The 19456-nt window shown below is 41.6% G+C and carries 11 protein-coding genes, 15 tRNA genes and 3 rRNA genes; 4 read left to right on the top strand and 25 right to left on the bottom strand.

The window, feature by feature from the left end:
• Positions 1-68: 68 nt before the first annotated feature.
• From ppc to LGQ02_RS04960, 20 genes are all read right to left on the bottom strand, one after another.
• Complete coding sequence (ppc, locus tag LGQ02_RS05055) at positions 69-2822, bottom strand: phosphoenolpyruvate carboxylase (RefSeq protein ID WP_226517121.1); 2754 nt, start codon at positions 2820-2822, stop codon at positions 69-71.
• A 997-nt stretch (positions 2823-3819) separates the two neighbouring features.
• Positions 3820-3904, bottom strand: a tRNA-Leu gene (locus tag LGQ02_RS05050).
• Positions 3905-3940: 36 nt separating this feature from the next.
• Positions 3941-4029, bottom strand: a tRNA-Leu gene (locus tag LGQ02_RS05045).
• A gap of 25 nt (positions 4030-4054) precedes the next feature.
• Positions 4055-4128: transfer RNA gene (locus tag LGQ02_RS05040), tRNA-Cys, on the bottom strand.
• Between the two features lie 11 nt (positions 4129-4139).
• Positions 4140-4214, bottom strand: a tRNA-Gly gene (locus LGQ02_RS05035).
• A 7-nt stretch (positions 4215-4221) separates the two neighbouring features.
• A tRNA-Gln gene (locus LGQ02_RS05030) sits at positions 4222-4296 on the bottom strand.
• Positions 4297-4311: 15 nt separating this feature from the next.
• Positions 4312-4387 (bottom strand) — tRNA-His (locus tag LGQ02_RS05025).
• 109 nt (positions 4388-4496) lie between these two features.
• A tRNA-Tyr gene (locus tag LGQ02_RS05020) sits at positions 4497-4581 on the bottom strand.
• Positions 4582-4640: 59 nt separating this feature from the next.
• Positions 4641-4716: transfer RNA gene (locus tag LGQ02_RS05015), tRNA-Thr, on the bottom strand.
• Between the two features lie 7 nt (positions 4717-4723).
• Positions 4724-4799, bottom strand: a tRNA-Phe gene (locus LGQ02_RS05010).
• Positions 4800-4802: 3 nt separating this feature from the next.
• Positions 4803-4878 (bottom strand) — tRNA-Asp (locus LGQ02_RS05005).
• Positions 4879-4900: 22 nt separating this feature from the next.
• Positions 4901-4977: transfer RNA gene (locus tag LGQ02_RS05000), tRNA-Met, on the bottom strand.
• A gap of 197 nt (positions 4978-5174) precedes the next feature.
• Positions 5175-5250: transfer RNA gene (locus tag LGQ02_RS04995), tRNA-Val, on the bottom strand.
• A 4-nt stretch (positions 5251-5254) separates the two neighbouring features.
• Positions 5255-5329 (bottom strand) — tRNA-Glu (locus LGQ02_RS04990).
• A 9-nt stretch (positions 5330-5338) separates the two neighbouring features.
• Positions 5339-5431: transfer RNA gene (locus LGQ02_RS04985), tRNA-Ser, on the bottom strand.
• A 3-nt stretch (positions 5432-5434) separates the two neighbouring features.
• A tRNA-Asn gene (locus LGQ02_RS04980) sits at positions 5435-5509 on the bottom strand.
• 10 nt (positions 5510-5519) lie between these two features.
• A 5S ribosomal RNA gene (gene rrf / locus LGQ02_RS04975) occupies positions 5520-5636 on the bottom strand.
• An 83-nt stretch (positions 5637-5719) separates the two neighbouring features.
• Positions 5720-8655: ribosomal RNA gene (locus tag LGQ02_RS04970) — 23S ribosomal RNA — on the bottom strand.
• Between the two features lie 481 nt (positions 8656-9136).
• Positions 9137-10691: ribosomal RNA gene (locus LGQ02_RS04965) — 16S ribosomal RNA — on the bottom strand.
• The 16S, 23S and 5S rRNA genes sit together here with 15 tRNA genes alongside, the layout of an rRNA operon.
• A gap of 471 nt (positions 10692-11162) precedes the next feature.
• Positions 11163-12038: a nucleotidyltransferase-like protein gene (locus LGQ02_RS04960; RefSeq protein WP_226517120.1), complete on the bottom strand. Its 876-nt coding sequence runs from the start codon at positions 12036-12038 to the stop codon at positions 11163-11165.
• Positions 12039-12410: 372 nt separating this feature from the next.
• Here LGQ02_RS04960 and LGQ02_RS04955 point away from each other — a divergent pair, with 372 nt between their 5' ends.
• Positions 12411-12764, top strand: a complete 354-nt coding sequence (locus tag LGQ02_RS04955) for a YgzB family protein (protein WP_226517119.1) — start codon at positions 12411-12413, stop codon at positions 12762-12764.
• A 147-nt stretch (positions 12765-12911) separates the two neighbouring features.
• Here LGQ02_RS04955 and perR read toward each other — a convergent pair whose 3' ends face one another.
• From perR to LGQ02_RS04930, 5 genes are all read right to left on the bottom strand, one after another.
• Entirely contained in the window at positions 12912-13349 is a 438-nt protein-coding gene (perR, locus tag LGQ02_RS04950; protein WP_226517118.1) for a peroxide-responsive transcriptional repressor PerR, read from the bottom strand.
• 134 nt (positions 13350-13483) lie between these two features.
• Positions 13484-13795, bottom strand: a complete 312-nt coding sequence (locus LGQ02_RS04945) for a cyclic-di-AMP receptor (RefSeq protein ID WP_226517117.1) — start codon at positions 13793-13795, stop codon at positions 13484-13486.
• Positions 13796-13824: 29 nt separating this feature from the next.
• A complete protein-coding gene (locus LGQ02_RS04940) occupies positions 13825-14775 on the bottom strand; it encodes a D-2-hydroxyacid dehydrogenase (RefSeq protein WP_226517116.1) in 951 nt (316 codons plus the stop codon).
• A gap of 358 nt (positions 14776-15133) precedes the next feature.
• Entirely contained in the window at positions 15134-16243 is a 1110-nt protein-coding gene (locus tag LGQ02_RS04935; RefSeq protein WP_226517115.1) for an aminopeptidase, read from the bottom strand.
• A gap of 22 nt (positions 16244-16265) precedes the next feature.
• Positions 16266-16703: a hypothetical protein gene (locus LGQ02_RS04930; RefSeq protein WP_226517114.1), complete on the bottom strand. Its 438-nt coding sequence runs from the start codon at positions 16701-16703 to the stop codon at positions 16266-16268.
• Positions 16704-16888: 185 nt separating this feature from the next.
• Here LGQ02_RS04930 and LGQ02_RS04925 point away from each other — a divergent pair, with 185 nt between their 5' ends.
• The 3 genes from LGQ02_RS04925 (at position 16889) to LGQ02_RS04915 (ending at position 19299) form a co-directional block, all read left to right on the top strand.
• Positions 16889-17440, top strand: a complete 552-nt coding sequence (locus tag LGQ02_RS04925; RefSeq protein ID WP_226517113.1) for a hypothetical protein — start codon at positions 16889-16891, stop codon at positions 17438-17440.
• A gap of 502 nt (positions 17441-17942) precedes the next feature.
• Positions 17943-18710 carry a hypothetical protein gene (locus tag LGQ02_RS04920; protein ID WP_226517112.1) on the top strand — a complete coding sequence of 256 codons (768 nt, stop codon included), beginning with the start codon at positions 17943-17945 and terminating at the stop codon, positions 18708-18710.
• 19 nt (positions 18711-18729) lie between these two features.
• A complete protein-coding gene (locus LGQ02_RS04915; protein ID WP_226517111.1) occupies positions 18730-19299 on the top strand; it encodes a hypothetical protein in 570 nt (189 codons plus the stop codon).
• The last annotated feature ends 157 nt before the right edge of the window (positions 19300-19456 follow it).

The following is a 19456-nucleotide window of genomic DNA, read 5'->3' as shown; positions in this document are numbered from 1 at the left end:
TACGTTTGTGAATAATAACTCGTAGCTACAATAACTAATCTTGCTCAGTATTAGCTGGCCCCCTCTTATTAACCTGTATTTACTAAGCCAGCAGCAACGCCACTAATGGTTAAGAGTACTTCCGTTAATAGTTCCTCATCTTGATCTTCTGCATCACGCATTTTTTGAATCAAATCAACCTGGAGGAAGTTGAGTGGGTCTACATAAGGATTACGTCGATCAACTGACTCTTGAATACTTGGTGCGTGATCAAGGAGTTGTTGATGACCAGTAATTTTTAATAAAACTTCCCGCGTTCTATTATATTCATCAGAAATATCGTTAAAAATACGATCTGCAATTTCTCCATCTTCAACTAAGTGAATATATTCTTTAGCCGTTGGTAAATCTGCTTTCAATAATGCCATTTGTAAATTATTGATTGTTGATTGGAAGAATGGCCAGTTTTTATACATGTTTTGTAGCAACTGTAAGTTATCTTCTCTCTTCGTCACAAAAGCATGTAACCCAGTGCCTGCCGCATACCAAGCCGGAATCATTTGCCTTGATTGTGTCCAAGCAAAAACCCATGGAATCGCACGTAAATCTTCGAAGCGTTGACTTCCTTTTCGACTCATTGGTCTTGATCCAATATTTAGCTCTGCTAATTCTTTTAACGGTGTAGCTTGTGTAAAGTACGTTAAGAAATCTCTATCGCCAAAAACGAGAGATTGATATTTTTTCAAAGAATGTTTTGAAATCTCTTCCATCGCTTCTTCCCATGCTTTATCACGAATATTCCCTTCGAGAGAGCTTTTAGAAGCTTTTGCTGACGATTCAAGTAATGCCGACGCCGCTTGTTCTAAATTACGATAGGCGATATCTTCAAGTAAGTACCTCGACGACAACACTTCTCCTTGTTCAGTAATTTTCACGCCATCGCCTAAAGTTTCAGCTGGTTGTGATAAAATACTACGATTTAACGGTCCGCCACCTCGACCTAACGAACCACCACGACCATGGAAAAATTTCAAACGTATATTAAATTGCTTCGCCATATTATGAATTTCTTCTTGTGCTTTAAACAGCTTCCAATTCGCCGTTAACGTCCCCCCATCTTTACTACCGTCTGAGTACCCGAGCATAATTTCTTGATGATTGCCACGTTCGTGGATATGGTTACGATACACGTCCATCTCAAACAATGTTTTCATAATCTTAGGACCTGCAACTAAGTCATCGATCGTCTCTAGTAAAGGTGCCACATGTAAATAGCTCTCTACTTTACCATCTGCGTGTAAGCGATAAATCCCTGCTTCTTTTGCTAAGACAAGCACTTCTAGTAAGTCACTTGCCGATTGCGTCATACTGACGAGATACACTTCAATGGAGCGACGACCAAACTCTGTATGTGCTTTTTTAATCATCTGGAACGTTTTTAATACTTCTTGTGTTTCCGGCGAGTAATCTTCTTCGATTAGTAAAAGAGGCCTCGGTTCGTTCAACACTCGTTCAAGAATGCTTACCTTGTCTTCTTCATTTAAAGCAGAATAGTCTTCAGTAATATTTACAGCCTTTAAAACTTCAGTGATTGCAGTTTCATGTTCACCACTATGGTTTCTAATATCAAGTGTCGCTAAATGAAATCCGAACAATTCAACTTGACGAATGAGCTTACGGATCGTTTTTAATTTATTATGAGCTGGCTGATGCTTTTCGGCACTTTCTTTAATGAACTTTAAGTCGTGAAGTAACTCTTCTGAAGCTTTATAGCCATAATCTGATTTTCCGACGTTACGAAGGCGTTTAAGGATGACCGCGAACTTACGACGATAAATTTCATTTTTTACTTGCCATTTTTCATCTTCATCCATATACTTCTTCTCATCTTTTTCGACTGATTCGATAAGATCTTCACTAATTGACACGCGCGTTGTAGACTGACTAAATCGCTTCATTAATTCTACAACGGCTGCTTTATATTTTTTGATAACTAATCTTCTTTGAAGCTTTAATGTTTCCCATGTAATTTCTGGAGTCACGTTTGGGTTACCATCTCGGTCTCCACCGATCCACGATCCAAAGTGGAGAAAGTTCGGAACTTTGTAATCACTATTTGGATAGTAGTCTTTTAGTTGATTTTCTAATTCTTGATGGACCTCAGGTAACACTTCAAATAAAGTATGATCAAAGTAATAAAGACCATTTTTCACTTCATCTAAAACACTAGGCTTACGTTGGCGTAATTCATCCGTCTGCCATAAAGCTGTTACCTCATTAAACAAACTTTCGTCTAAATCGGCACGTTGTTTCTGTGTTAACAATGGATTATCGAATTGTTGCAAGATCATTGAAATTCGCTTTTGTGTTTCAAGTACGGTACGCTTCGTTGCTTCCGTTGGGTGTGCAGTAATAATGAGTTCAATCGATAAATCATTTAAAACTTGTTGAATAACTTCTTCAGAAAATTTGTCCTCTTTCAGTGCAGCAACTGCACTTTCAATTGAAACAGGCTGAACGGCGCCTTCATCTTGTAATTGATATTGACGTCTGCGACGAATACGATGATTTTGTTCGGCAATATTTATAAGGTGAAAATAAATGGAAAAGGCACGAATAACTTGTTGCCTAACTGGTGGTTGAACACTATTAATCTCTTCTTTTAAACTTTCATATAAGTTTTCATCATAATTTTTTCTTAAGTTTTTCGTTTTTTCTCTGATTTCTTCGACTTTGTTAAATAAAGAGATACCACCATGATGAACGAGAATTTCCCCTAGGATATTACCGAGTTTTTTCACATCATTTCGTAAAAGTAAACTACTATCAGTTACATTTATCATATAAGTCATCTCCTAATATTTTCAGTATATATTGAAAAAAGTTGGTTTTACAAAGAGCACCAAGGCGCACAAGGAAACAAGCAACGAATCCTCGGGGCATACATAGTTGGTACGTGAGGATGATGAGGAGAAGCGTAGTTAACTCACAAATCTAAAGGTGACTTGAAGTAAAATGGTGCTGCAGGGTAATTAGTAAAGTAATGCCTACGCTATCGATCAATAATGAAAAAATCATGACCTCTAACGTCCCAAGGTGGACAAAAAACGTCCCATAACTTGAAAGGATACTATTATTCTCTATGATTTTTACTATATTAACATACTAGACTATGAGTAATCAAATTTTTAAGAAAATTCTATCGTAGATAAGTTAGCCGTATTCCTTAGCAAATGATGAAATAATGGATTGTGCATTTTTATAGTACATAAAATTGCAATGCACTCATACATCGTTTTGCAACTAAAATTACATTAGATAATTTCTATTTGACACGGTCCTTTATGAGCATGATGTCAAACCAGGAAGCCAGGAAACTCGCCTTGCCATCCAGGCTATCATGCTAGTTGTACCGTATCAAATAGATGGACTTTTATTACGTATTTCTATTTTGCAATATATAACTACGTTCCGTATTTGACGATAACATGACTAGTTAAAGCATGAACGAAAAAGTAATTGAAACTAAAGGAAATGTGAATTGAACTTTGATGTCTTTTCATACAGAGCCTTCATTCATTTTTTGGACTAAACTAAATGGATTCGATATTTTGACTTTATTCCAACATCAATATCACTTCTTCTGAACTTTCCCTATATATAATAAGGGAGGCGGTTTCACCGTAGTTTACAGGCTTTTCCCTTCTCAGTATTCTTCCTAATTATATGTTCACTTTCCAGTACGATCTGATTGTCTACACGTACTTAGCAGAAAAATCAAAAAAAACGACTCTCAACGTTTTTTAAATCGTTAAGAGTCGCTGGATTATCATTTATGTATGGTACCGGTGGTCGGGGTCGAACCGACACTCCAGAAGGAACACGATTTTGAGTCGTGCGCGTCTGCCAATTCCGCCACACCGGCAAATCACACTGGCAGTATATATTGATAAATTATAATTGGTGCCGAGGGCCGGACTTGAACCGGCACGGTAGTCACCTACCGCAGGATTTTAAGTCCTGTGTGTCTGCCAATTCCACCACCCCGGCATGAGGTATAAAGGACTTTTTATTATGGAGGCGGCACCCGGATTCGAACCGGGGATCAGGGTTTTGCAGACCCATGCCTTACCACTTGGCTATGCCGCCATATGTTATTCTGGAGCGGAAGACGGGATTCGAACCCGCGACCCCCACCTTGGCAAGGTGGTGTTCTACCACTGAACTACTTCCGCATGAAAATGGCAGGGCTAGCAGGATTCGAACCTGCGAATCACGGAATCAAAATCCGATGCCTTACCGCTTGGCTATAGCCCTTTAATTTATCTCGAATGGGGCGGCTGATGGGAATCGAACCCACGAATGCCGGAACCACAATCCGGTGCGTTAACCACTTCGCCACAACCGCCATAATAATCATATACATTAAACAGTATAATCTAAACCCTTGTATTATGTTCAGAAAAATACTGATAAATTTAAAATTATGGTTTTGTAAGTTTCGTTCAGTATTCAAATGGTGGAGGGGGAGAGATTCGAACTCCCGAACCCTGAGGGAGCGGATTTACAGTCCGCCGCGTTTAGCCACTTCGCTACCCCTCCAAATGAGACAATAAATATATTACCGAATCTTTTATAATTCGTCAAGAGAAAATAAAAAATGGTGCTGGCCAGAGGACTTGAACCCCCAACCTACTGATTACAAGTCAGTTGCTCTACCAATTGAGCTAGGCCAGCAAAAAAATGGTGGCTCGGGACGGAATCGAACCGCCGACACACGGATTTTCAGTCCGTTGCTCTACCGACTGAGCTACCGAGCCAAATGGCGGTCCCGACGGGAATCGAACCCGCGATCTCCTGCGTGACAGGCAGGCATGTTAACCGCTACACCACGGGACCACACAAATATGTATTTAAAATTTGGTTGCGGGGGGCGGATTTGAACCACCGACCTTCGGGTTATGAGCCCGACGAGCTACCAGACTGCTCCACCCCGCGTCGTTATGAAAGCTTACGGATAATGTTATGCTCCGTAGCATATTAGACTGTCTCTTCCTCTTCTAGCACCGCTTTGTAGTTTATGCGTCGAGACAACTCGTAGATCATTCGACGATGTTGCGCTCGTTGCTCCACCCCGCGACGATATGAAAGCTTACAGGTGAACACGATTTTGAGTCGTGTGCGCTTGTATAAAATGGTGGAGGATGGCGGGCTCGAACCACCGACCCCTTGCTTGTAAGGCAAGTGCTCTCCCAACTGAGCTAATCCTCCAAATTGGTGACCCATAGGGGATTCGAACCCCTGTTACCGCCGTGAAAGGGCGGTGTCTTAACCACTTGACCAATGGGCCTTATATTTCTGGCGGAGAGAGAGGGATTTGAACCCTCGAGACGGGTTTAAACCGCCTACACGATTTCCAATCGTGCTCCTTCGGCCACTCGGACACCTCTCCGTATGGCTCCACAGGTAGGACTCGAACCTACGACCGATCGGTTAACAGCCGATTGCTCTACCACTGAGCTACTGTGGAATAAAAATTGGCCCAGCAACGTCCTACTCTCACAGGGGGAGAGCCCCCAACTACCATCGGCGCTGGAGAGCTTAACTTCCGTGTTCGGCATGGGAACGGGTGTGACCTCTCCGCTATCGTCACTGGACTTATGAAATTGAGAAGTATTGTACTCTCAAAACTAGATAACATTTGACTGATGACCTTCGGTCTGAAGGTTAATGTAATACTTTGGTTAAGCCCTCGATCGATTAGTATCTCTCAGCTCCACGTGTTGCCACGCTTCCACATGAGACCTATCAACCTCATCTTCTCTGAGGGATCTTACTCACTTGACGTGATGGGAAATCTCATCTTGAGGGGGGCTTCATGCTTAGATGCTTTCAGCACTTATCCCGTCCACACGTAGCTACCCAGCTATGCTCTTGGCAGAACAACTGGTACACCAGCGGTGTGTCCATCCCGGTCCTCTCGTACTAAGGACAGCTCCTCTCAAATTTCCTACGCCCGCGACGGATAGGGACCGAACTGTCTCACGACGTTCTGAACCCAGCTCGCGTACCGCTTTAATGGGCGAACAGCCCAACCCTTGGGACCTACTTCAGCCCCAGGATGCGATGAGCCGACATCGAGGTGCCAAACCTCCCCGTCGATGTGGACTCTTGGGAGAGATTAGCCTGTTATCCCCAGGGTAGCTTTTATCCGTTGAGCGACGGCCCTTCCATACGGTGCCGCCGGATCACTAAGCCCGACTTTCGTCCCTGCTCGACCTGTATGTCTCGCAGTCAAGCTCCCTTATGCCTTTGCACTCTGCGAATGATTTCCAACCATTCTGAGGGAACCTTTGGGCGCCTCCGTTACTTTTTAGGAGGCGACCGCCCCAGTCAAACTGCCCACCTGACACTGTCCCTGAACCGGATCACGGTCCGAGGTTAGAATTCCAGTACAGCCAGGGTAGTATCCCACCGACGCCTCCACCGAAGCTAGCGCTCCGGCTTCCAAGGCTCCTACCTATCCTGTACAAGCTGTACCAAAATCCAATATCAAGCTACAGTAAAGCTCCATGGGGTCTTTCCGTCCTGTCGCGGGTAACCTGCATCTTCACAGGTAATATAATTTCACCGGGTCTCTCGTTGAGACAGTGCCCAAATCGTTGCACCTTTCGTGCGGGTCGGAACTTACCCGACAAGGAATTTCGCTACCTTAGGACCGTTATAGTTACGGCCGCCGTTTACTGGGGCTTCAATTCAGAGCTTCTCCCTAATGGGATAACCCCTCCTCTTAACCTTCCAGCACCGGGCAGGTGTCAGCCCCTATACTTCGCCTTGCGGCTTGGCAGAGACCTGTGTTTTTGATAAACAGTCGTTTGGGCCTATTCACTGCGGCTCTCTCGGGCGTAAACCCTAATAGAGCACCCCTTCTCCCGAAGTTACGGGGTCATTTTGCCGAGTTCCTTAACGAGAGTTCTCCCGCGCGTCTTAGAATTCTCTTCCCGCCTACCTGTGTCGGTTTGCGGTACGGGCACCAGTCACCTCGCTAGAGGCTTTTCTAGGCAGTGTAGGATCAGGAACTTCGCTACTAAAATTTCGCTCGCCATCACAGCTCAGCCTTACGGTAAGCGGATTTACCTACTTACCAGCCTAACTGCTTGGACACGGACATCCAATGCCGTGCTTACCCTACCTTCCTGCGTCCCCCCATTGCTCAAATGGTGACGTGGTGGTACAGGAATTTCAACCTGTTTTCCATCGCCTACGCCTTTCGGCCTCGGCTTAGGTCCCGACTAACCCTGAGCGGACGAGCCTTCCTCAGGAAACCTTAGGCTTTCGACGGAGGGGATTCTCACCCCTCTTTTCGCTACTCATACCGGCATTCTCACTTCCAAGCGCTCCACCCATCCTCTCGGTTGAGCTTCAACGCCCTTGGAACGCTCCCCTACCACTGTCCGTAAGGACAATCCATAGCTTCGGTGATACGTTTAGCCCCGGTACATTTTCGGCGCAGAGTCACTCGACCAGTGAGCTATTACGCACTCTTTCAATGGTGGCTGCTTCTAAGCCAACATCCTGGTTGTCTAAGCAACTCCACATCCTTTTCCACTTAACGTATACTTGGGGACCTTAGCTGATGGTCTGGGCTGTTTCCCTCTTGACTACGGATCTTAGCACTCGCAGTCTGACTCCCGAGGATAAGTATTTGGCATTCGGAGTTTGACTGAATTCGGTAATCCTGTGGGGACCCCTAGTCCAATCAGTGCTCTACCTCCAATACTCTTCCCTCGAGGCTAGCCCTAAAGCTATTTCGGGGAGAACCAGCTATTTCCGAGTTCGATTGGCATTTCACCCCTACCCACACCTCATCCCCTCACTTTTCAACGTGAGTGGGTTCGGGCCTCCATCCAGTGTTACCTGGACTTCACCCTGGACATGGGTAGATCACACGGTTTCGGGTCTACAACCACGTACTCATTCGCCCTATTCAGACTCGCTTTCGCTGCGGCTCCGTCTCTTCAACTTAACCTTGCACGTAATCGTAACTCGCCGGTTCATTCTACAAAAGGCACGCCGTCACCCATTAACGGGCTCCGACTACTTGTAGGCACACGGTTTCAAGATCTCTTTCACTCCCCTCCCGGGGTGCTTTTCACCTTTCCCTCACGGTACTGGTTCACTATCGGTCACTAGGGAGTATTTAGCCTTGGGAGATGGTCCTCCCAGATTCCGACGGGGTTTCACGTGTCCCGCCGTACTCAGGATCCACTCCGGAGGAAACGAAGTTTCGACTACAGGGCTTTTACCTTGTCCCGCGGACCTTTCCAGGTCGCTTCATCTACTCCGTTTCTTTGTAACTCCGTATGGAGTGTCCTACAACCCCAAGAGGCAAGCCTCTTGGTTTGGGCTAGTTCCGTTTCGCTCGCCGCTACTCAGGAAATCGCATTTGCTTTCTCTTCCTCTGGGTACTAAGATGTTTCAGTTCCCCAGGTCTGCCTTCTCATACCCTATGTATTCAGGTATGGATACCACCTCATTACAGGTGGTGGGTTCCCCCATTCGGAAATCTCCGGATCAAAGCTTACTTACAGCTCCCCGGAGCATATCGGTGTTCGTCCCGTCCTTCTTCGGCTCCTAGTGCCAAGGCATTCGCCGTGCGCCCTTTCTAGCTTAACCACTTTGCGGCAGATAACCATCGGATTTCTGCGTCAGCTGCGATCTTCGAGATCCTCACGTACATGTTGTACGCTGTGGCCTCTCATCACTTGCTTCCTTGAACTCCTCGGTTCTCTTTGCAAACCAATATCATAATTGGTTTTACCACGTATGGCGTCATATTAACCTTCTAAGACACTCGGTTGTACTCTGTCGAATCCATTACTGAATTCGTTTCAAACAACCGGTGAAGATCAATCAGTCTTAATCTGTTATCTAGTTTTCAAAGAACAATTTGCTACAGATGATCGTCGCTCTTCTTCGTCAGCTTCGTCTCTCGCTCTTGTCACGTATCCTTTAAACATACGCTCAATCGCTCGAATCCTTGCTTCCTTGAATAGCTTGATCCTCTTTGCAAAGTTATTTATTTGAGAGTATAACCTCTCAAAACTAAACAAAAAGCGCAAACGATCGATAAAGTAATGAGCTAATAGCTCCTTAGAAAGGAGGTGATCCATCCCCACCTTCCGGTAGGGATACCTTGTTACGACTTCACCCCAATCACCTGTCCCACCTTCGGCGGCTGGCTCCAAAAGGTTACCGCACCGACTTCGGGTGTTACAAGCTCTCGTGGTGTGACGGGCGGTGTGTACAAGGCCCGGGAACGTATTCACCGCGGCATGCTGATCCGCGATTACTAGCAATTCCGGCTTCATGCAGGCGAGTTGCAGCCTGCAATCCGAACTGAGAATGGCTTTATGGGATTCGCTCAACCTCGCGGTCTCGCTGCCCTTTGTACCATCCATTGTAGCACGTGTGTAGCCCAGGTCATAAGGGGCATGATGATTTGACGTCATCCCCACCTTCCTCCGGTTTGTCACCGGCAGTCACCTTAGAGTGCCCAACTAAATGCTGGCAACTAAGGTCAAGGGTTGCGCTCGTTGCGGGACTTAACCCAACATCTCACGACACGAGCTGACGACAACCATGCACCACCTGTCACTCTGTCCCCCGAAGGGGAAAGCCCTATCTCTAGGGTTGTCAGAGGATGTCAAGACCTGGTAAGGTTCTTCGCGTTGCTTCGAATTAAACCACATGCTCCACTGCTTGTGCGGGCCCCCGTCAATTCCTTTGAGTTTCAGCCTTGCGGCCGTACTCCCCAGGCGGAGTGCTTAATGTGTTAACTTCGGCACTAAGGGCATCGAAACCCCTAACACCTAGCACTCAACGTTTACGGCGTGGACTACCAGGGTATCTAATCCTGTTTGCTCCCCACGCTTTCGCGCCTCAGCGTCAGTTGTAGGCCAGAAAGTCGCCTTCGCCACTGGTGTTCCTCCACATATCTACGCATTTCACCGCTACACGTGGAATTCCACTTTCCTCTCCTACACTCAAGTCCCCCAGTTTCCAATGACCCTCCACGGTTGAGCCGTGGGCTTTCACATCAGACTTAAGAGACCGCCTGCGCGCGCTTTACGCCCAATAATTCCGGACAACGCTTGCCCCCTACGTATTACCGCGGCTGCTGGCACGTAGTTAGCCGGGGCTTTCTGGTTAGGTACCGTCAAGGTGCCGCCCTATTCGAACGGCACTTGTTCTTCCCTAACAACAGAGCTTTACAATCCGAAGACCGTCATCACTCACGCGGCGTTGCACCGTCAGGCTTTCGCCCATTGCGGATGATTCCCTACTGCTGCCTCCCGTAGGAGTCTGGACCGTGTCTCAGTTCCAGTGTGGCCGATCACCCTCTCAGGTCGGCTACGCATCGTCGCCTTGGTAAGCTCTTACCTCACCAACTAGCTAATGCGCCGCGGGCCCATCTTACAGTGTTAGGATAAATCCCAACTTTTACAATAGAATCATGCGACTCTATTGGTCATCTGGTATTAGCCCCGGTTTCCCGGAGTTATCCCAGTCTGTAAGGCAGGTTGCCCACGTGTTACTCACCCGTCCGCCGCTGACCTCATAAAAGTAAACTTTTAATTGGTCCGCTCGACTTGCATGTATTAGGCACGCCGCCAGCGTTCGTCCTGAGCCAGGATCAAACTCTCCAATAAAGTGAGTTTGATGTCTCTGACATCATTTAAAAATTTCATTGACGGGATATTTTCATATCCCATTTCGCTTGGCTTTTTGTTTAGTTTTCAAAGGTCAAAAACATCCTTGTCGTCCGTTAACGACTTGAATATCATAACATTTCACGGTGTTTTTGTCAACACTCTTTCGAAACATTTTTGACAGGCGCCGTTTGACAGCGACTTTAATATCATATCATTCCGATCAACGTTGTGTCAACATCTTTTTTCGAAATGTTATTTGTTACTGTCTGTCGTTTTTGGCGACAAATAATAATTTAACACCATCCTATATAGAAGTCAATAAAATTTTATACTTTATTTTCGATACTAACCTTCAAGTAGAAAAAAAGAGAAACAGCCCCTTAATTTTATGATCTTCTTTATTGATAAGGAGCCGATCTACTTTTATGTTAGGTATACACTATGTTTTACTTGGAACCTTTCGTTAAACTAAGAATTTTCATTTACTACATAAAAACGGTGGTAAATAGATCTACCTTTAGTTTCTTGTTTTATAACATCAACAAAACCTTTTTCCACTAAATATTCTAATAAGATACTTACATCTAATGAATAGTCATTGCTTTCTAGCTTCCGCTTTAACTCTTCGATTGTCCAAGGACCATCTTTTGTCTTCATTAAATCTATTAAGTGTGCACTGCCAAGCCTTGTTTTTGTCATTAACTCAAATTCGTTTGCTAATAGCAATAATTCAAGGCGCTTCTCGATACTTTCTCCACCTGTTACTAACTCAGAGTATAATTTGTGTATTTCCGGTTCAATTTTCTTCACTTGTTGCCACACTGTCACTTCAGGGTGGAATCCATGTTCAAGAACAGATAACCTAGCCAAATGGTGAAGAGCATGCACAATTTGATTATATGCATCTAAATAGTGACCATTATGAAATAGAGATTTTCCATCAGCAAAACGGCGAATAAGTTTTGAGAACTCTACCCCTATCCTCTTTTGACGATCTTCATGTGGGAATTCGATCATTTGTTGTCTGAAATTTTTAGTAAATTCGTTACGATCAAATACGACCTTCCCATTCATAAGCCAATCAACAACACGACGATTCGAACTATTTAAAAGCCAATCTTTAATTTGTGATGTATTCACTAAGTGCATCGCTACTTTATAATCATCATATACATAGTGCTTGATTTCCCAATCTGGTTTATCCTCAGAAACGACAACTAATAATACAACATCGAAATAATCTGTATTAGCATCTTGTTTATCTCTTTTCTCTACTGAAATAATCCCTAATGTATGTTCATCTGTTGAACGATCTTGGTATAACTGTCTTAATAAGTTGTCCATAAATGGAATGCCTCCTACGTTTTCCACCTTTTAGTTTAAAATTCTTCTTATATATTTTTCCCGATGACGTAAACCTTCTTTTTGATTACAGTCTCCTATTATATATATTTTTCTTCTTCTTTCTTACATTTCTTCATTAATAATGACCTTAGCAATAGTAACATAAGTTTCTTATTTTTCACTATATTGGACATTCATAAATAAAACAGGTAAATCCAAGGTAGCTAGATTTATTTTAAATTCATAACTGTTCCTTGTCCTACGTTAATTTCGACACAATATGCAAAATCCCTTCTTTCACTTTTCTAGAATTCTCAATATAGAAGTTTCCTACGAAGTTATGCTATACTTTCAATTTAGGAGGTTATGTCGATGGGTGTAAAATATTCAAATAAAATAAATAAGATCCGTACATTTGCACTTGTGTTAGTTTTTGCTGGAATTGTCATTATGTATCTTGGTCTTCTTTTCTTACAATCTAGTCAACTTATCATGACATTGTTTATGCTTTTAGGATTTCTAGCAATTATCGCAAGTACAGTTGTTTACTTTTGGATCGGGATGCTCTCCTCTAAAACCGTCCAAGTTCAATGTCCTAGCTGTGAAAAATACACGAAAATGCTCGGTCGAGTCGATGCGTGTATGTATTGCAACGAACCGTTGACACTTGACAAGTCTCTTGAAGGTAAAGAGTTTGATGAAAATTATAACCAAAAGAAAAATTAAGCATATGAGCTATTGCTCATATGCTTTTTTTATTCACAGAGGCATCTTGGCGATTGTCGAGCCGATCGTAGATAGGACAATCGAAGTTTGTTTATTATTGTTAATAGCAAAAAAAGAAAGTGGATTTTTCGAAAAATCCACTTTCTATTAATGTTGTTGATGTTTATGGCATTCAGGGCATAATCCGTAAATTTCCATGCGGTGACTTTTCACTTTAAATCCTGTTACGTGTTCAGCTAAAGTTTCTACTTCATCTAATCCTGGATAGTGAAAATCTACAATTTTGCCGCAATCTTCGCAGATGACGTGGTAATGATCCGTTGTATTACTGTCAAATCTGCTGGAAGAGTCGCCATATGTTAATTCTCTAACCAGCCCGACTTCTTTAAACACACGCAAGTTGTTATAAACTGTCGCCACACTCATGTTTGGAAATTTACCTTCTAATGCTTTGTAGATCTCGTCAGCGGTCGGATGAGATTTTGCATTAAATAAATATTCTAAAATGGCATGGCGCTGAGGTGTCATACGAACTTTCGTGCTCTTTAAAGATTGCAGAGCCTCTTGAAGTCGTTGGTTCTCCATTTGCCTCACCTCTTCCAAAAAGACATTATTACTTTATAATATTTACAATTAGTATACATAATGATAATAATATTTGTCAATGTAATCGACTTGTTGCTACATATATTATAGTTCTTAATTTAATATGTGTGTATTTAAGATTTACTTTGATTTAATTGTGCAAGAAAAGGAAGACTTTCTTTTGCATGGATTAAAAACGACGTATAACGACTATCCACATCTTTAGGCTTTCCTTTTTTCTTTTCAACTTGCAAACAAATTTCTTGCATATCTTTCTTAAGGGCTTCAATATCTTCATCTTTGATCCCAAACAAGAAGGTCGAATTTCCCTTTTTCAAAAAGCCACCGCTACTTGCTAATTCCGTCATACGGTAACCTTTTTCCTTTAGATCGCCTTCCATTTCGTTTGCATACCGATTATGCACAACACAAATCATTAATTTCATGACGTTCCTCCTCTATTCGTTTTACCTATTTAATAACCTCGCTCAGGATCTATCACATTTTTGAATTGGTTTCCTCTGGCAAGAAACTCATTTAAATTTTTTTCAAATATATTTAATGCCCTAGGCTGATATTCTGGAGAAATACCTGATAAGTGCGGGGTTACTGTCACTTGCTCCATCGTCCAATATGGATGTTCTTTTGGTAAAGGTTCTTCATGAAATACATCTAATACGGCGTGTGCAATTTCACCATCATTTAAAGCGTCAATTAAATCTCCGTCTTTTATCACATTACCTCTACCTATATTAATAAGTATTGCATGATTCTTCATTTGTTTAAACTCGTTATAAGTTAAAAGGTCATTTGTTTCTTCCGTTTTCGGTAGAATCGACACGACAAAGTCACTTTCTTTTAATATAGAAGGAAGTTGGTCAAATGAATATATATCATCAAAGTGTCCAACAGGTTTCCCACTTCTGTTCAAACCCACCGTTCTCATTTGGAAAGCTTTTGAAAGCCTGGCTATCTCTTGTCCAATTGCTCCAGCTCCGAGTATACCAATTGTTTTACCGTAAAGTTCACTCATAGTTATTTTACGCTCCCAATGCTTCTTTTGTTCATTTGAAATCAGCGTTTTTGCTTGCCTTATTACTTGAAGCATCATGTGAATGGTATACTCAGCCATTGGGACGCCGTGGATACCACGAGCATTCGTTACAAGAATATTCTTTCTTTTTATAACATCAAAGGGCACTTTATCTACACCTGCAGAAATGACCATGATCCACTTTAACTGTTTTGCTTTTTCAACTAAATCAGTAGTCAAGTCTTCCCCATATGTAATAAGGATGTTCGCTTCCGGTAAGTCACCTTCTGCTTCTTTCATACTCTCTCTAAAAATGAATGTAATATCAGGATACTTTGTTACTAGCTGTTCTCTTAAATCACGACGAATTTTTGCCGAAGTTAAAACGATCAACCTACACCCCTCCATTATCCCTGCAAGTTCACAAAATTGTCACAGACCTGGTCCCCGACAATTTGGTGAGATTATTTTTTATCATACCATATGAGTACTTTACGTACATGAAGTGGGTGATTCTTTTTAGATTTTTATATAGATGCGTCCTGATAACAACATCGTGAAATTGATATGTTACTCGAAAAATAAAAAATAGGCGAGATTGTATCTCGCCTAAAAGTGAGAGTGCTCTATTCATAAAAGAGGGATTAACTGTCACCAGTCTCTTTATTTATATGCATTTGCCTTTTTTCCGCTTGGACATCTGTCCCATTTATTACATGTTTACCTATTTAATTCGTCCAATCGCATTTTCTTATTTAAGATTCTCTGGATTTAATCCTTCTAATTCTGGCAGAACAAACCGTCCGTCTTGACGAATTAGTACATCATCGAAATAAATCTCACCACCGCCGAACTCTTCTCTTTGAATTAATACCATATCCCAATGAACCGATGACTTATTGCCGTTGTCTGCATCCCCATATGCCTCACCTGGAGTAAAATGCAAACTACCTGCAATTTTTTCATCAAATAAAATATCCCCCATCGGTTCAGTAATAAACGGGTTCACCCCTATTGCAAACTCACCAACATAGCGCGCACCCTCATCTGTATTAAAAATATCATTAATTTGTTCTTCTTTATCTGCAGTAGCTTTTACAATTTTTCCATTTTCAAATGTTAAAGAGACATTATTGAACGTAACTCCGCGATACGGACAGGGTGTGTTATATGTGATCGTTCCATTGACGCTTTCTTTAACAGGTGCAGTATATATCTCCCCGTCAGGAATGTTCGCCTCCCCGGCACAAGGTACTGTAGGAATGCCTTTTATCGAAAACGTTAAATCTGTTCCTGATCCTTTAATTTGTACACGGTCTGTCTTGTCCATTAATTCTTTTAATGGTTCAAAAGCACGTTCCATTTTTTCATAGTCAGCTGTACATACATTAAATAGGAAGTCTGTGAATTTCTTCGTTGACATTCCCGCTTTTTGTGCTAAACCAGGGGTTGGATAATTTAAAAGTACCCATCTTCGTTGGTTTATGTAGAATTCATTAACCGGCTTAAAAATCTCTCCGCGCATTTTAAAAATCTCAGGCGGTACTTCTGCAAGTTCAGCATCATTTTCTTCAGCGATGATCGCGATAACGCAATCAATATCTTTATATTGCTGCATCGCCCACTTTGCTTGAAGTTCTGTTTGTTCTGACTTTGCTCCCATTAATAAATGTTGGTTTATTTCATCATCCAATAATTGTGTGAAGGCGAAAGCATTTCTTTCATAAATTTGATCAATCAATTCGACAATCAAATCTTTTGTTACGGAATGCCCTTTGATTAAAACCTTGTCTCCGTCTTTTACTTTTAAGGAATGGTCTAATAAAGTCGTTGCTAATTTCTTTATACGTGAGTCTGACATATCATTTGCTCCTTTTTAAGTATTAGTGGTTTAACTGTATATCGAAATGGAAGAATTCCGAGAAGATTCGATCCTCATCTTTTTCACGCCAGTTTACTATGACGTTCCCTGGCAACATGTTTCTTTCTGCTTCTAAACAGAAATCGCATTCTTCTGTATAAGTAAATGAACGTGTTCCACCCTCAACATCTAAATCTTGAAAGAAAAATCCACCGTACTGAGTATCGACAAAAAACTCAATCGCTTCAATATCAATCTCTTCTCTTATCGATTCTAGTTTTACTCCGACTTCAGGCTTCTCTTCATGAACATTATCAAGAAAGAACGTCATTTCCCAATGATCCATCGCTTCAGTTTGACTCCAATCTGGATCAAGCTCAGCTTCGTACGAATCGTTTAAAAATAACATTGCTCCACCTACAATTAAGGCTATTAAAACAAAGGGCATTAATTGTTTCACATTCGTCACTCCGCTCTCATCTAATCTATGAAAAAAACTTTATGCATACTTGAATCTAATTGTAACAAATTCATGATCAGTGTAGCACACTCCCGAACATTTTTTCTTCTTTTTCCAAATGGAATGCATCACCCGAATCTTTTCATGATACAATTTCCTTAAAAGTTATGAATGGGGGAAAATTAATGCAAACCCTTATATTTATCAGCTTCCTTTTGATCTTTTTTGCGATATGGTTATCACCATTCTTTAAAAAGTATCGACAAGGAAAATTAAGAACATCAACCATAAATACGACATTACTAGTTATATTGTTTACAAACATCGTATTTTTGATCGTTATTGATCTATTTACGGCCTCTCCAGATTCATGGTCTGGAAACGGTAACCCTGCAATTTTGTTTGTTCTTCCGTTCATCTTACTCTTTTCAGTTTTTTGCTACATGCTTTCTACCGAATGGTACAGACGTTCCACCTTATCCTTAAGAATCGTTCTCATTATTACGCTCCCTACCATGATTCTAGCCTCGATTTTTCACACCATACATATTACTTCACTTCTTGATGCTTTAGGAGGAACACCAACTGTAGCTGATTCTAAAATTTATCGATTTGGCTGGTTTAATCAATATACAAACACGCTGTTTTTTAACATTTATACTTATATTTTCACCATTGCATTTACAATCATGATCACAACAGTTACGAAGACAAAGTTTAAGCCAAGGCTATGTTAAAGTTGGTTGCCCTTCCTCTACTTGCAACGCATAGCAGTGAATGCGTCGGGGCAGATCGAAGTTGTTCGAAGAAGTGTTGCTTGTTGTTGATTTTGTGCTCCTGCGTCACTTTGTTTTACTCGTCGTAGTTTGATGTGATTTCGGTGAAGCGAATGCCTTGTGCTCCTGCGTCACTTTGTTTTACTCGTCGCAGTTTGATGGGATTTCGGAGAAGCGAATGCCTTGTGCTCCTGCGTCACTTTGTTTTACTCGTCGTAGTTTGATGGGATTTCGGAGAAGCGAATGCCTTGTGCTCCTGCGTCACTTTGTTTTACTCGTCGCAATTTGATGGGATTTTGGAGAAGCGAATGCCTTGTGCTCCGCTCTCGGTGGACGCCGGTGTCGACCTTTTTACGTTTCAGTTGAATCAGTTGAAAATGTTATGACCTAAAAATCATTCAACAAGTTTCATAACCATGTTAAAATTTTACATAGTATCTTAGAACTTATCCAGGAGGTCAAAGTGAAATATTTATCTTTAATTCTATTAGTTATCGTCACCCTTACAGCCTGTTCGGACACTGAATCCATAAATGAATCTGAATTTGATATTGAAGGGATTGCTTTGAATTTTTATTACCCGCCCGAAGGAATTGGGCATGCCCTTATTTTTGTCGAAGATAACTTATTTGGGTCTTATATGAAGTTTATGTACCAAGGTGAAGTTCCTGAAGATTATTTACTAGAAGCATATCGGTTATGGATCCCACCGGAAACTGACATTTATTCAAAAGACACAGGTGAAAAAATCACAAAAGAAGACGGATTAAGGACTCACTCATTCGAGCAAGCATCTGAAATTTTTATTAACGTAAAGGAAGATTTTGAAAGCGAAACTATGAACCGAGGTGGCTATGTCGTTCACAACCCTATGCTCCTTCCCGTCTATACAGCAAAAGAAATTTACATATCCCCACCAAGTAAGGAGCAATATGTACAGTTTCATTCACCTGTAAATCAAGGTGACTATCGTTTACACGCTTTTTATGAAGATAATTCGCAGGAGATTTGGGATGACTTTATTGAGTTTGAAAACAAATTAAATGAAGAGTTTAACATTTATCATTATGGACGTTTTCAAACACCCGAGACCGAAAAAGGTATTATTGAAATGTTTGAAATTGATGAGTATCCAACTTTCATTTTATTAGGTGCTGAAGGTATTGCTTTAAAAACAAATGACGAAGAAGATGTCTATGACTTTTTAGCCGAACAATCCGAAGGCGAATGAAATGAAAAGGGGTGATTGGATGACCACTTCTAAAGTGTTTATCATGGCATTGCTGTTATCTTTCATTTATAGTTGCAGCCATGGTGAGAAAACTAGTTACGACCTTGAAGGGCGTATCATCGGCTCCCCTAACAACTTCAATATGTTAACTGTTCTCGTCGAAGACAACTTTGGAGGAAGTTATGTTAAAAATGATGTGAACCGTCATCAAATTGAACGGTATATCGCGGAAGCCTACCGCATTCACATTCGTCCGGATACCATGTTTTTCGTGGATGAGAAAGGGGTTACAAACGAACAAGGAATAGCATCGTTAGACTCATTAAACCAAAAAGTATCCGTAAAAGTAGCAGGAGAATTCAAACGTGAAAAAACACCTTTACAACGTTACATTCGTTACGACCAATCATTTAGCCCCATTTATGAAGCTAAAAAAATAAAGGTACACCCCTATCAAGTAGACGACATCGTATATGCCTATTTACCAGTTAACGAAAACGATTACGTCTTACTAAGTTTCTACTCGTATGAAAAGAAAGACTATAATCAGTTGAATAAATTTACGAACCTGCTAAATCAATTCAAGTAAAGGAAGCAGAAGATCGATCGCCAAACTTTTGAATTAGATAAAAAGAATCGAAACCAACAAATATTAGGGGCTTCAGAACATAACACACATATTTTAATGAACGAACGTGGCGTTGTTCAATATTTAGTAAGTGATGATGAAATCATTCAATATTCAA

The sequence above is a fragment of the Bacillus shivajii genome, assembly GCF_020519665.1.
Classification (GTDB): Bacteria; Bacillota; Bacilli; order Bacillales; family Salisediminibacteriaceae; genus Bacillus_CA; species Bacillus_CA shivajii.
Note: the sequence above shows the minus strand (reverse complement) of the source record. Positions and strands in the feature narration are given on the sequence as shown.

What these genes read in the sequence shown, in the direction of transcription:
- ppc (WP_226517121.1), bottom strand. Translation starts at nt 2,822, where the DNA reads ATGATAAATGTAACTGATAGTAGTTTACTTTTACGAAATGATGTGAAA.
- LGQ02_RS04960 (WP_226517120.1), bottom strand. Translation starts at nt 12,038, where the DNA reads ATGGACAACTTATTAAGACAGTTATACCAAGATCGTTCAACAGATGAA.
- LGQ02_RS04925 (WP_226517113.1), top strand. Translation starts at nt 16,889, where the DNA reads ATGCAAACCCTTATATTTATCAGCTTCCTTTTGATCTTTTTTGCGATA.
- perR (WP_226517118.1), bottom strand. Translation starts at nt 13,349, where the DNA reads ATGGAGAACCAACGACTTCAAGAGGCTCTGCAATCTTTAAAGAGCACG.
- LGQ02_RS04935 (WP_226517115.1), bottom strand. Translation starts at nt 16,243, where the DNA reads ATGTCAGACTCACGTATAAAGAAATTAGCAACGACTTTATTAGACCAT.
- LGQ02_RS04915 (WP_226517111.1), top strand. Translation starts at nt 18,730, where the DNA reads ATGACCACTTCTAAAGTGTTTATCATGGCATTGCTGTTATCTTTCATT.
- LGQ02_RS04955 (WP_226517119.1), top strand. Translation starts at nt 12,411, where the DNA reads ATGGGTGTAAAATATTCAAATAAAATAAATAAGATCCGTACATTTGCA.
- LGQ02_RS04945 (WP_226517117.1), bottom strand. Translation starts at nt 13,795, where the DNA reads ATGAAATTAATGATTTGTGTTGTGCATAATCGGTATGCAAACGAAATG.